This is a genomic window from Agrococcus sp. SL85 (assembly GCF_026625845.1).
Classification (GTDB): domain Bacteria; phylum Actinomycetota; class Actinomycetes; order Actinomycetales; family Microbacteriaceae; genus Agrococcus.
The window spans coordinates 92,792-105,844 of sequence record NZ_CP113066.1; the positions used below are offsets into that span (position 1 = coordinate 92,792).

The following is a 13,053-nucleotide window of genomic DNA, read 5'->3' on the forward strand; positions in this document are numbered from 1 at the left end:
GCCGGCCACCCCCTGAACGAGGCCGCCGATCGGCTCGCGAACGGCGCGGCGGCCGCCTACCAGCGCGGCGGCGTGCCGGATGCGGGGCCCGGCTTCCCCGGCACGGCCGCGCCTGCGCCTGCGGGGCCGACCGCGCGCGACGGGTCCGCGGCCTCCGCTCCCGCCGCGTCGCCCGCGCCCGCAGGCTGCGGCCGCTCCGAGGGCCGTGGCCGCGCAGAGGGCCGCGGCCGCACCGTCGCTGTTCGACGACCTCCTCGAGGGCCTCGACGACGCGCCCGCGGCCGATGCCGCGGAGGCGTCGGAGCACGAGGTCGTGCGCCTCGAGCGCTCCCTGCTGCGCAGCGAGGTGCGCGCCGACCGCGACGCGGTCGCGGCGCTGCTGCACCCCGCGTGGGAGGAGATCGGCGCGACCGGCCGGCGCTGGAGCCGCGACGAGATGCTCGACGAGATCGCGCCGCTCGACGCGCCCGTCGAGCTCGAGGTGCTCGCGACCCACGAGCTCTCGGCCGACGCCCGCCTCCTCGTCTGGCGCTCCGTCGGCGCGGCGCCCGCGCTCCGCAGCTCCCTGTGGGTGCGCGAGGGCGGCCGCTGGCTGCAGCGCTTCCACCAGGGCACCCGCGAGGGCTGACGTCCCATCTCGACGTCCCTGCGCGCATCCCGAGCCCGGATCCGGGGTCGAGGTGCGCACGGAGACGTCGACCTCCGCGCCGTGGCGCGCTAGCCGCCGAAGAGGCTGATGGGCTTCACGATGTCGGCGTAGATGAGCAGCGCGCTCATGACGCCGAGCACCATCGTGACCGCGAGCGTCACGGGCACCCACTTCGCGGTGTCGAGCGGCTTCGCGACCCTGCCGCGCAGCCGCGCCCAGCCGCGCCGCACCGCGTCGACGATGGCGCCGAGCACGTGGCCGCCGTCGAGCGGCATGAGCGGGATGAGGTTGAAGACGAAGAGCGCGACGTTGAGGTTGGCGAGCAGCTGCAGCATCGCGCTGACGCGCTCGGCGACGGGCACCTGATCGGTCGACGCGAGCTCGCCCGCGATGCGGCCGACGCCGACGACCGAGATGGGGCCGTTCGGGTCGCGCTCCCCCGGACCGAAGGCCGCGACCGCGACGTCGACGAGGCGCTGCGGCAGGTTGAGCACGAGGTGCACGACCCGCTCCACGTTCTCGCCCACGGCCGGCAGCACGGCCGTGACGGGCTGCTGCTGGATCTCGTACTGCGGCCCGATGCCCGCGAAGCCGACCGTCTCGACGAGCGGCTGGCCGTCGACCTCGACGGGCTGCCCCGCGTCGTCGAAGACGGCGCGCTCGGTCTCGAGCGGCGTGATGGTCAGCGAGCGCTGCTCGCCGTCGCGCTCCACCTCGACCGCGAGCGCCGTGCCCGCGCTCTCGCGGAACGCGGCCTGCACCGACTCCCAGCCCTCCACGGGGCGCCCGTCGATCGCCACGATCCGGTCGCCGGGCTCCACGCCCGCGGCCGCGGCCGGCGCCTCAGGGTCGGTCGCCTCGCACTCGGTGCGGTCGGCGGAGGCGCTGATGACGCACTCCGAGACGCTCGCGACCGTCGTGCCCGGCACCGCGGCGCCGAAGCCGCACAGCACGATCGCGTAGAGCACGATCGCGAGCACGAGGTTCATCGCCGGCCCGCCGAGCATGATGACGATGCGCTTCCAGGTGGCGAGCCGCCAGAACGCCCGGTGCTCCTCGCCCTCGCGCACCGTCTCGGCGCTCGAGTCGCGCGCGTCCTGCACGAGCGTGTCGAAGAAGCCCGTCGAGGCCGTGCGGCTCTCGCCGCCGCGCTCGCTGGGCGGGAACATGCCCGACATCGAGATGTACCCGCCGAGCGGGATGGCCTTGATGCCGTACTCGGTCTCGCCCCTGCGCCGCGAGAAGAGGGTGGGGCCGAAGCCGATCATCCACTGCCCGACGCGCACGCCGAAGGCCTTCGCGGGCCACAGGTGCCCGAGCTCGTGCAGGCCGATCGAGACGGCGAGGCCGACGACGATCACGAGCACGCCCAGGACGTAGAGGAGGACGGGTTCCATCGCCGCTCAGGGTAGTGCCACAGCCGATGTCCCTACCGTGGCTCGCATGTCCGTCCGCCCTGCGCGCCCGCGCGCGATCGCCGAGCGGCCCGCGCGCTCGGGCGACGTGCGCGGTCTCGTGCTCGGCCTGCTCGGCCTCGCGGTCGTCGTCGTGCTCGCCTCGCTGCTCCTGCGGCCGGCGCCCGCGGAGGAGCCGCCCGTCGTGCCGCAGTCGGCGGTCGTCGAGGGCGAGCTGCCCGAGCGCGTCGGCGAGTGGCGCGGGCAGCAGCTCGAGCAGGCCGCGATCGTCGTGCAGGCGGGCCGCGACCTCGGGATGTCGGATCGCGACGTGCGCATCGCGGTCATGACCGCGATGGGCGAGTCGAGCCTGCGGGTGCTCGACCGGGGCGACCGCGTCGGGCCCGACTCGCGGGGGCTCTTCCAGCAGCGCGACTCGTGGGGCGCGTACGAGGTGCGGATGGACGCCTACGCCTCGTCGGTGCTGTTCTACCGGGCGCTCGCGCGCATCGACGGCCGCGACGACCTCGCGCCCACGCGCGTCGCCCATGCCGTGCAGATCAACCGCGACCCCGACCACTACGCGCGCTGGTGGGAGGACGCGAACGCCGTCGTCGACGCGCTCGAGGCGTCGGACCACGACGTCGTCCGCACCGCCTGAGCCTGCTCCGCCCTCCGCCGCCCGGCCGTGCAGCCGCACATGTGCAGGAGTTGGTCGCTCTGGGGCCGTCAGAACGACGAATCCCTGCACATGTGCGGATCGGCAGGGGCGGCGGTGGCGGGCGGGGCGGGCTAGCGGTGGACGCCGCAGACGCGGTCGGCCTCCGCGCGCGCCCAGCGCTCGGCGGCCAGCACGCCCTCGAGCGTCAGCTCGCCCGGCTCGTGCGCGTCGAGCACGCGCTCGATCGCGGGGATGATGTCGAGGAAGCCGATCTCGCCCGCGTGGAAGGCGTGCACGGCCTGCTCGTTCGCGGCGTTGAAGACCGCCGGGAACGTGGAGGCCCTGCGCCCCACCTGCTTCGCGAGCGCCACCGAGGGGAACGCGGCGGCGTCGAGCGGCTCGAAGGTCCAGCTCGAGGCCACCGTCCAGTCGAGCGGGCGGCCGACGCCCGCGACGCGGCGCGGCCAGTCGAGCCCGAGCGAGATCGGCAGGCGCATGTCGGGCGGCGAGGCCTGCGCGATCGTCGAGCCGTCGACGAACTCCACCATCGAGTGCACGATCGACTGCGGGTGCACCGTGACGTCGATGCGGTCGTAGCCGACGTCGAAGAGCAGGTGCGCCTCGATCACCTCGAGGCCCTTGTTGACGAGGGTCGCGGAGTTCGTCGTCACCATGGGCCCCATGTCCCACGTGGGGTGCGCGAGCGCGTCCTTCGGCGTGACGGACGCCATCCGCTCCCTGCTCCAGCCCCGGAACGGCCCGCCCGAGGCCGTGAGCACGAGCCTGCGCACCTCGGGGTGCGCGCCCGCGAGCAGCGCCTGCGCGAGCGCCGAGTGCTCCGAGTCGACCGGCACGATCTGCCCCGGCGCGGCGCGCTCGGTGACGAGCGCACCGCCGGCGACGAGCGACTCCTTGTTCGCGAGCGCGAGCGTGCGCCCCGCGTCGAGCGCGGCGAGCGTGGGCGCGAGGCCCACGGAGCCCGTGATGCCGTTCACGACCACGTCGCACTCGACGCTCTCGATCATCGTCACGGCCGCGTCGGCGCCGAGCGCCGCCTCGCCGCCGAAGGCCGCCTGCTGCGCCTCGAGGCCCTCGCGATCGCGGCCGGCGACGAGCCCGACGACCTCGAAGCGGTCGGGGTTGGCCCTGATGACGTCGAGCGCCTGCGTGCCGATCGAGCCCGTGGAGCCGAGCAGGATGACGCGGCGGCGGCTCACGCGCCCGCCTCCGCCGTGCCCTGCTCCGACCCGTGCCCGGCCTCCGCGCGCGCGACGACCTCGCCGTCGGCGACGATCGTGGGCGCGTGCAGCACCGGGAAGGCGACGGAGGAGGCAATGAAGCAGTCGGCGCCCGCCTGGCCGTGCGCGTCGAGCGCGTCGGCGGCCTGCGAGGCGTCGGCGATCGTGACGACCGGGTGCAGCACGGCCTCGGTGAAGCGGCCTCCCGTGCCCGAGGTCTCCATCGAGCCCGTCGCGGCGTCGCGGTAGGCCGTGACGACGATGCCTCGGCTCGCGGCCTGGTGGAGGTAGCTGAGCATGTGGCACTGCGCGAGCGCCGCGAGCAGCAGCTGCTCCGGGTTGTGGCGGGCGCGGTCGCCGCGGAAGGTCGGATCGGCGGAGCCCAGGATGTCGGGCAGCCCCTCGACCCGGACGACGTGGTCGCGGCGGTACGAGCGGTAGGTCGCGGTGCCCTCCTCGCCCGCTCCCGTCCACTCGACCTCGACGGCGTAGGCGTGTCGCATCGGCATGGCTCCAGCGTAGGCCGAGCCGCCCGTGCGCCGAGGCGTAGGATCTGGGCATGACCGACATCGCCGCCCCCGCGACCTCCCGCGCCATCGTCACCGAGATCCCCGGACCCAACAGCCGCGCGCTCCTGGAGCGCAAGGCGGCGGCGGTGGCCCAGGGCATCCCGCACCAGCTGCCCGTCTTCATCGCCGAGGCGCACGACGCGATCATCACCGACGTCGACGGCAACCGCTTCATCGACCTCGGCTGCGGCATCGGCGTGACCACGATCGGCCACACGAACGACGAGGTCGTCGTGGCCGTGCGCGAGCAGGTCGGCAAGCTGACGCACTCGCTCTTCGGCACCACGCCCTACGAGCCCTACGTGCGCGTCGCCGAGCTGCTCGCCGAGCTGACGCCCGGCGACCACGCGAAGAAGTCGTTCTTCGTCAACTCGGGCTCCGAGGCCGTCGAGAACGGCGTCAAGGTCGCGCGCAAGCACACGGGCCGCCGCGCGGTCGCTGTCGTCGAGCACGGCTACCACGGCCGCACGAACCTCACGATGACGATGAACTTCAAGCCCGCGCCGTACGCGACCGGCATGGGCCCGCTCGCGAGCGACATCTTCCACGCCCCCGGCTCCTACCCGCTGCGCGACGGCCTCGACGGCGCCGCGGCCGCGAAGCGCACGCAGTGGTACCTCGAGAAGCACGTGGGCGTCAGCGACCTCGCGTGCCTCGTCATCGAGCCCATCCAGGGCGAGGGCGGCTTCATCGTGCCCGCCGACGGCTACCTGCCGCTCATGCAGGAGTGGTGCACCGCCAACGGCGTCGTCATGATCGCCGACGAGGTGCAGTCGGGCGTGGCCCGCACGGGCGCGACCTTCGCCTCCGAGCACTTCGGCTGGGTGCCCGACATCCTGCTCTCGGCCAAGGGCATCGCGGGCGGCATGCCCCTCGCCGGCGTGACGGGCCGCGCCGAGATCATGGACTCCGTGCACACGGGCGGCATCGGCGGCACCTTCGGCGGCAACCCCGTCTCGTGCGCGGCAGCCGTCGCCGTGCTCGAGCAGGTGACCTCGAAGGACCTCAACGCTGAGGCGCGCCGCGTCGAGTCGGTGCTGCGGCCCCTGCTCGAGGAGCTCGCGGCCTCGCACCCCGAGATCGCCGAGGTGCGCGGCAAGGGCGCGATGCTCGCCATCGAGCTGCTCGACCCCGAGACGCGCGAGCCGATCCCGACGGGCCCGATCTCGGCCGCCGCGGGCAAGGAGGGCGTGCTCGTGCTCACCGCGGGCACCGACTACAACGTGCTGCGCTTCCTGCCGAGCCTCGCGATCACCGACGAGCAGCTGCGGGAGGCGATCGAGGTCGTGGGCCGGGCGCTCTCGGCCCGCTAGCGACGCATCCCGGCGGCGCCGGGATCCGAGGGGCGTCGTCCGCGCGAGCGGGCGGCGCCCCTCGGCCGTCGGCGCGGCGAGGTCGTCCGCGCGCAGCGGTCGTCCGAGCGGCGAGGTCGTCTGCGCTCAGCGGTCGTCCGCGCGGCGAGGTCGTCCGCACTGCCGGGATCCGCGCGCGGGCGCGCTCAGGCCTGCAGGCGGTGCCAGCGGCTGCCGTCGAGCAGCCACGCCGGCTCGCCGCGCATGGGCGGCGGCAGCGGGGCGTGGCGCAGCACCTGCCGCAGCTGTCGCGCATCCGCCCCGAGCACGAGGACGGGCCGCTCCTGGCGCAGCCGCTCGAGCTCGCCCCACGCGCCCTCCCACGCCTGCGCGACGCCGGCGACCACCGGGGCCTCGGCCGCCTCCGGGCTGCCGGGCGCCGCCGCCCGTGCGGCGAGCGCAGGCGGCAGCGCGGCACCGGGGCCTAGCACGACGGCGACGCGGGAGGCGTGCAGCCGCGCCGCGCGCGGCGCCCAGCGCGGGGCGGGCCGCGGCGGGATCGCGAGCCTGCACGCGCTCGTCGGCGATCCATCCCGCGCCGGGCGGCAGGGCGGCGTCGTGGGTCCCGCCCGCGCCGCCGGCGACCACGTGCTCCTGCCTGCTCGCGATCCGCAGGAGCACGCGCAGGCTCGGCGAGCGGCGCGAGCCTGCCCCATCGCCGACGACACCCGGCGCGCCGTGAGCGCGACGGCGCGGCCCGAGCGCATCGCGGTCGCGAGCCGCTGCTGCACGACGGCCTGGTGCTCCTCGCCGAGCCGCGCGAGCAGGAGGTCGACGTCGTCGACGACGAGCGGCCCGTCGTCGTCGAGCGCGTCCCACAGGGCGTCCTCGCGGTCGACGACCGCGGTGCCGAGCTGCCCGGCGACGAGCTCCGCGAGGCCCGTGCGACCGGAGGCCGAGGAGCCGATCGCGAGCAGCGGCCCGTCACTCGCCGGGCGCCACAGCACCGGCTCGACCGCCTGCGCGGCCGGACGGTCGACGAGGCCGAGCCGCACGCCGCCACCCTCGCCCGGCACCGCCGAGAGCCTGCAGCCGCTCGGGCAGCGGCTCGCGCCATGGGCGCTCCGGCACCGGCAGGGCGCGGGATGCGGCGACGAGCCGCGCCAGCCTGCGCGGGCTCGGCGAGCGCCGCCTGCGCCAGCCGGGTGCGCCCGCCGCTCACGCGCACGACGCAGCGACCGCGCGCCTCGAGGCCGATCGACGCGGCCTCGGCCGAGCCCGTCACGGCGATCGCGTCCTGCTCGCCCGTGACGCGCAGCGAGACGCGGATGCCGCAGTTGGCGAGCAGCGCGTCGCGCACCGCCTCGGCGGGCCGCTGCGTGCAGAGCACCAGGTGCACGCCGAGCGAGCGGCCGCGCGCCGCGAGGTCGACGAAGAGGCGGTGGAGGTCGGGCAGCTCCTGCAGCATGGCCGCGAACTCGTCGACGACGATGACCAGCCGCGGCAGGCCCGTCGCCTCGGCCACGTCGCGCGCGCCCTGCTCGGCGAGCGCGAGCTCGCGCCGCCGGAGCTCCGCGCGGAGGCTCTCGATCGCGCGACGGGCGCCCGCCTCGTCGAGATCGGTCATCACCCCCACGCAGTGCGCGAGGCCCGCGAGCGCCGCGAACGACGCACCGCCCTTGAAGTCGACGAGCAGGAAGGTGACCTCCTCGGTCGACCGCCCCTCGGCCATCGCGGCGACCCAGGCGATGAGGAGCTCGCTCTTGCCGGAGCCCGTGGTGCCGCCGACGACCGCGTGCGGCCCGTCGCGCACGAGGTCGAGGTCGATGGGCTCGTCGGCGACGAGGAAGCGCGCCGCGAGCCCGCCGCGCGGCTGCTCGAGCGCGGCGAGGGCGACGTGCGGCGGCGGGCCGCCGCGCGCGCCGATGCCGGCGCGCTCCGCGGCCTCGGCGAGCGTCCGCGCCGCCGCCGCGGCCTCCCGGAGCGACAGGGCCTCCGGCGCCGCCTCCCGCGCCGCGGCGCGCACCGCGTCGAGCGCGGCGTGCACCACGACGCGGCACTCGCGCGGCAGCCCCTCGGCGCTCGTGGCCGCCGCGACGGTCGCCTCCGCGGCGTCGCCCACGATGCGCACGACGGCGCCGGGCTCGCGGTGCAGCTCGTGCGGGCACGCCTCGAGCCAGTCCCAGGCCGCGTCGTCGGGCGCGACGACGACCGCCTCGCCCGGCGGCAGCGCCTCGAGCACCTGCAGGACGGCGGTGCGGGCGACGGCGATCGCGGCAGGCCCCACGACGCCGACGCCGTCACGCGCGTCGACGACGAGCGGGCCCTCGACCGTCGCCGCGCGCGCCCGCACGCGCTCGGCGTCGTCGACCGCGCCCGCGCGCACCGCCGAGGGATCCGACGCCCGCACGTCGCCGGGCACGCCGATCCCCGAGTCGACCGGGCCGCGCCCGAGCACCACCGCCAGCGGGTCGCCGGACTGGCGGCGCCACCGGCGCGGATCGTGGGCCGGCATCGCGGCGAGGGCCCGCGCGCCGGGATGCTCCTCGCGGAGCGCCTCGCGGCGCGCCTCGAGCGCCGCGTCGAGCCGCTCCTCGACCTCCGCGAGCTCGCGCCGCCAGCGCTCGGCCTCGGCGCGCCTGCGGCGCCTGCGCGAGCGCCGGCCGTCGCCGAGGCTCGCGAGCGCGATCACCGGGCCGAGGAGCGCGAAGACGAGCACGGTCGGGGTCTGCAGCAGCAGCCACAGCGCGACCGCGCCGAGCACGGGCGCGAGGCTCGCGAGCAGCGGGAACGTCCCGGGCTCCGGCTCGGCGGGCGGGCGGGGCAGCGCGATGGGCTCCATGCGGGCGAGGATGCCCTGCGGGGCCCGCTCGCGCGCGCCTGCCGCCCTGGCCTGTGGAGGGACTCAGCGCCGCGCGAGCGAGGCCGGGTTGAGGCGTGCCAGCACGCGCTGCGCGCCGCCGGCCTCGCGGTCGCGGCGCGCGAGCACCTCGTCGCTGAGCGCCCACGCCTCGTCGATCTCGCCCTCGCTCGGCTCGACGGCGGCGAAGACGGCGCGATCCACGCGGCCGGCGAGCGCGCGCATGGTGCCGTCCTCCCCCGCCTGCTCGAGCCGCGTCGCACCCGGCGCGAGGCTCTCGCCGCGGTCGTGCAACGCGTCGACGAGCTCGGCCCACGCTCCCTCGGCGCGGTCGCGGGCGGCGTCCGCGCGGCGGCGACGACGCCGACGGATGACCTTCGACAGCACGAGCCCGACCGGCACCGCCGCGATCAGGGCCAGCAGGCCGAGCACGGCGGCCGCGGCACCGAGCGTCGCGAGCAGCCGGGAGCCGTCGTCGATGGGCTCCTGGGGCGCCGATGGCGGCGCCGCGTCCGCCCCGTCCTCCTGACCGCCCGGCGCGGGCGCGGGCGCCTGCTGCGCAGGCGGCTCGAGCACGACGCTCGGCGCACCCTCCTCCTGCTCGGGGATGGGGCGCGGCTCCGGCGTCACGTCGACGCCCACCCAGCCCGCCTCGGTGCGCACCTCGATCCACGCGTCGGCGTCCGAGCCCACGACGCGCGTCGGGGTGCCCGCGACGACGCCGTCGGGCGTGAAGCCCACGACCACGCGGGCGTCGAAGCCCAGCTGCCGCGCGAGGAGCATCGCCGCGGTCGCGTACTGCTCCGCGTCGCCCACCATCGGATCCTGGAACAGCGCCTCGAGCCGCTCGATCGAGTGGCCGGGGCGCGAGGGCGGCTCGTCGTCGAGCACCCCGTGGCTCACGTAGCCCTCGGCGCGCAGCCCCTCGAGCATCGCGGCGAGCCGCTCGCCCGGCACCTGCGCGTCGCCCGTCCACGCGGCGAGCGCCGTGAGCATGGCGTCCGGCAGCTCGATCGCCCCCTGGCGCGGGTCCGCCGGCTCGAGCGCCGCGACCTCCTCGGCCGCGACCACCTCGCCCCCGGGCTCGACGAGCAGCTGCACGCCGTCGCCGGGCCCGATGCCCGGCTCGACGACGAGCGCGTCGAGCTCGGCGTCGCGGTGCAGCCCCTCCGCGAGCTCGGCGCTGCGGTCGCCGACGAAGCGGATGGCCGAGGGCACGCCCACCGAGGGCAGCCACTGCGAGCGCAGCTCGTCCACCGTGATGCCCACGAGGCGGCCGGCGCCCTCCTCGACGGCCGCGACGCGCTCGAAGGATGCGCGGTCGACCGAGAGCACCGAGCCGTCGTAGCGGTCGAGCGCCGCGAGCCGGATGCGGTCGCCGGGCTCGAGGCCCGTCGCGGTGAGCTGCACGGCGTCGCGCGCCTCCGCGAGCCAGAACGAGCGGTAGGCGGACAGCGGCGAGGCCCCCACGAGGTCGACGCTCGAGGCCGGATCGCCGCGCAGGACGATGCGGTCCGGCAGCGGCACGAGCGCGCCGGCCGCGGCCGCAGCGCCCGCAGCGAGCACTGCGACGAGCGTGCCCGCGCCCACGCGCCGCGCGAGCGAGGAGAGCGCCCGCGGCGCCCGGCTGCGCCGGCGCGCCTGGCGGACGAGCGCGACGTAGGCCGTGATCGGCACGAGCGCCGCGAGCCCTGTGAGCCATGCCGCCGGCAGGCTCGTGCGGCCCCCACAGCACCGCCCAGACCCCGATCGCCGCGGGCACGACCGCCGCGGTCTCGGCACGCGGCGAGCGCAGCGCGACGGAGACGGCGACGACGGTGCCGACGAGCACGAGGACGACGGGGGCCACGAGCAGCGCGTCGCCCGTGCCGACCGGGAGCCCGATCGTCAGGAGCCGCCGCCACGACAGCACGAGCGCCGCGAGCGCGTCGACCGCGGCCGGCCCCCACTCGCCGCGGGGGATCCGCTGCGGCGACACGAGGGGCACCAGGAGGAGCGCGAAGGCCGCGAGCCCCGCGAGCAGCAGCGAGAGCGCCGACCAGCCGCGCACGGCACCGAGCACCGCGAGCCCCGCCCCCACGAGGAGCGCGACCGCCACCGCGACGAGCAGCTGCGGCGTGCCGAAGATCCACCACATCGGCGCGCAGGCCGCGGCGATCGCGATGAGGATGGCCGCGACGCCCGGTGCCCGCTGCACGAGGCGGCGACCCCGCACGGCGGTCACCGCCCGGCCTCCTGCCGGACCGAGCGCGCGAGGTCCTCGATCGCGCCCACCGTGACGACGTCGGCGTCACCGAGCCTCGACCGGGCGGGCACGGCGCCCACCGCGGCGCGCACGACGACGGCGACGACGCCCGCGGGCATGCCGTTCGACGCCGTGCGCAGGGCGCGAGGGCTCGCCTTCGACCCCGTCACGAGCCACGCGACGCTGCCCGGCGCGACCCCGCGGGCCGCGCGGGCCGCCGCGGCGACGCCGTGCTCGCTGCGCGGCTCGAGCACGGCGAGCGCGTCGAGCAGCCGGTCGCGCGTCGCCGCGTCGACGGGCTCGGCCCGCGAGCGCTCGGCGCGCGGGCTCTCGACGACGCGCAGCGTGCGCCGGTCCGCGAGCGCCGCCGTGCCGAGCGTGCCCACGAGCGAGAGCGCGAGCTCGAAGTCGTCGCCGTCGTACTCGCGCGGATCGGTCGACACGACGATGAGCGCGTCGGCGCGCCGCGAGGGCTCGAACTGCCGCACGAGCAGCTCGCCCAGCCGCGCGCTCGAGCGCCAGTGCACGAGCCGCCGGTCGTCGCCCGGCACGTACTCGCGGAGGCTGTGGAACGAGATGTCGTCGGCCGTGCGCTCCGCGGCCGCCTCGCCGTCGAGGTCGCGCACGATGCCCGCGGCGCCGCCGGGCAGCCGCACGATCCGCGGGTGCACGACGAGCGTGCGCGTCTCGGTGAGTCGGTGCCGGCGCTCGAGCACGCCGAAGGGGTCGGTGCGCAGCAGCGTCGCCGGCCCGATCGTGCGGAGCCCGCGCCGCGAGGTGTCGAGGGGGACGGACCGCAGCACGCTCCCGCCCACCTCGAGCGGCGGGATGTCGAGCACGGCCTCCTCGTCGCCGACGTCGAGATCGACCTGGCGCGGCGGCAGGGCGCGCGTCGGGCGAGCGATCTCGACGAGCGCGAGCGCGGGCGAGCCCACGGGCACCCGCTCCGCGCTCAGGCCGATGCGGGCGCGCGCCCACCGCTCGCCGACGATCCACGGCACGGCCCCCAGCAGCAGCGCCCCGGCCGCGACCGCCGCCACGAGCGCCTCCGTCCACCCGAGCGCGCGGGCCACGACCACGCCCACCACGAGGGTCGCGACGAGCGCCCACCCCCACGGGGTGACCGTGCGCCAGACGGGCTCGAGCCAGCGCACGTCAGCGCCTGGGCGGTGCCACGGTCAGCATGAGCTGCTGCACGACGCTCTCGGGCCGCACGTCGTCGAACTCGGCCTCGGGCTGCAGCACGAGGCGGTGGGCGAGCGCCGGGACGGCGAGCGCCTTGACGTCGTCGGGGGTCACGTAGTCGCGCCCGTGCACGGCCGCCCAGGCGCGCGCCGTCCGCACGAGCGCGAGCGCGCCGCGCACCGAGACGCCCAGCCGCACCTCGTCTGCCTCGCGCGTCGCCTCGACGAGGCGCGCCACGTAGTCGACGATCGAGGGCTCCACGTGGACGCCGCGGACGGCGACCGCCATGTCGCGGATCGTCTCGGCGTCGGCCGCGGGCCGCAGCTCCTCCGGGGCCACCTCCTCGCCGGAGTCGCCGAGGATGCGCAGGGTCGAGGCGTGGTCCGGGTAGCCGATCGAGGCCTTCAGCGCGAAGCGGTCGAGCTGCGCCTCCGGCAGGCGGTAGGTGCCGGCGTGCTCGATGGGGTTCTGCGTCGCGATGACCATGAACGGCTGCGGCACCGCGTGCGCGACCCCGTCGACCGTCACGTGCCCCTCCTGCATGACCTCGAGCAGCGCCGACTGGGTCTTCGGGCTCGCGCGGTTGATCTCGTCGGCGAGCACGACGTTCGCGAACACGGGCCCGGGCCGGTACTCGAACTCGCGCGTCGCCTGGCTCCACACCGACACGCCCGTGATGTCGCCGGGCAGCAGGTCGGGGGTGAACTGGATGCGGCTCGCCGTGCCGGAGACGCTCGCGGCGAGGGCGCGGGCGAGCGAGGTCTTGCCCGTGCCGGGGTTGTCCTCGATGAGGAGGTGCCCTCGGCTCAGCATGGCCGTGAGCGAGAGCTGCACCACGTGGGGCTTGCCCACGAGCACGCGCTCGACGCGCTCCACGATCCGCTCCGCCAGCTCCTGGATGCCCGCGACATCGATCCCCACGCCTGCTCCTGCCATGCTCGTCGCTCGCTCGTCCCGCCG

General features: G+C 76.7%; 11 protein-coding genes. 3 read left to right on the forward strand and 8 right to left on the reverse strand.

Features of this window, described 5'->3' with window-relative positions; genetic code table 11:
- The first annotated feature begins 205 nt into the window (after positions 1-205).
- Positions 206-628: a nuclear transport factor 2 family protein gene (locus OVA14_RS13410; RefSeq protein WP_324288024.1), complete on the forward strand. Its 423-nt coding sequence runs from the start codon at positions 206-208 to the stop codon at positions 626-628.
- A gap of 89 nt (positions 629-717) precedes the next feature.
- Here the strand turns inward: OVA14_RS13410 and OVA14_RS00455 are convergent, their stop codons facing one another.
- Complete coding sequence (locus OVA14_RS00455; RefSeq protein WP_267504380.1) at positions 718-2,046, reverse strand: M50 family metallopeptidase; 1,329 nt, start codon at positions 2,044-2,046, stop codon at positions 718-720.
- A gap of 46 nt (positions 2,047-2,092) precedes the next feature.
- On the opposite strand from OVA14_RS00455, the gene OVA14_RS00460 reads away from it, so the two are divergent.
- Entirely contained in the window at positions 2,093-2,704 is a 612-nt protein-coding gene (locus OVA14_RS00460; RefSeq protein ID WP_267504381.1) for a hypothetical protein, read from the forward strand.
- Positions 2,705-2,835: 131 nt separating this feature from the next.
- On the opposite strand, the gene dxr is transcribed toward OVA14_RS00460, so the two are convergent.
- Entirely contained in the window at positions 2,836-3,921 is a 1,086-nt protein-coding gene (dxr, locus tag OVA14_RS00465; RefSeq protein ID WP_267504382.1) for a 1-deoxy-D-xylulose-5-phosphate reductoisomerase, read from the reverse strand.
- A complete protein-coding gene (locus tag OVA14_RS00470) occupies positions 3,918-4,451 on the reverse strand; it encodes an OsmC family protein (RefSeq protein ID WP_267504383.1) in 534 nt (177 codons plus the stop codon). The genes dxr and OVA14_RS00470 overlap by 4 nt, the downstream gene beginning before the upstream one ends.
- Before the next feature lie 50 nt (positions 4,452-4,501).
- Here OVA14_RS00470 and OVA14_RS00475 point away from each other — a divergent pair, with 50 nt between their 5' ends.
- Positions 4,502-5,824, forward strand: a complete 1,323-nt coding sequence (locus OVA14_RS00475) for an aminotransferase class III-fold pyridoxal phosphate-dependent enzyme (protein WP_267504384.1) — start codon at positions 4,502-4,504, stop codon at positions 5,822-5,824.
- A 185-nt stretch (positions 5,825-6,009) separates the two neighbouring features.
- Here OVA14_RS00475 and OVA14_RS00480 read toward each other — a convergent pair whose 3' ends face one another.
- The 5 genes from OVA14_RS00480 to OVA14_RS00500 all read right to left on the reverse strand — a co-directional run bounded on the left by OVA14_RS00480 (position 6,010) and on the right by OVA14_RS00500 (position 13,029).
- Entirely contained in the window at positions 6,010-6,294 is a 285-nt protein-coding gene (locus OVA14_RS00480) for a hypothetical protein (protein ID WP_267504385.1), read from the reverse strand.
- Entirely contained in the window at positions 6,288-8,645 is a 2,358-nt protein-coding gene (locus OVA14_RS00485) for an FtsK/SpoIIIE domain-containing protein (protein WP_267504386.1), read from the reverse strand. The genes OVA14_RS00480 and OVA14_RS00485 overlap by 7 nt, the downstream gene beginning before the upstream one ends.
- A 63-nt stretch (positions 8,646-8,708) precedes the next feature.
- On the reverse strand, positions 8,709-10,340 hold the full coding sequence (locus tag OVA14_RS00490; protein WP_267504387.1) for a transglutaminase domain-containing protein: 1,632 nt from the start codon (positions 10,338-10,340) through the stop codon (positions 8,709-8,711).
- Between the two features lie 543 nt (positions 10,341-10,883).
- Positions 10,884-12,062 carry a DUF58 domain-containing protein gene (locus tag OVA14_RS00495; RefSeq protein ID WP_267504388.1) on the reverse strand — a complete coding sequence of 393 codons (1,179 nt, stop codon included), beginning with the start codon at positions 12,060-12,062 and terminating at the stop codon, positions 10,884-10,886.
- A 1-nt stretch (position 12,063) separates the two neighbouring features.
- Complete coding sequence (locus OVA14_RS00500; RefSeq protein ID WP_420710604.1) at positions 12,064-13,029, reverse strand: AAA family ATPase; 966 nt, start codon at positions 13,027-13,029, stop codon at positions 12,064-12,066.
- Between the last annotated feature and the right edge of the window lie 24 nt (positions 13,030-13,053).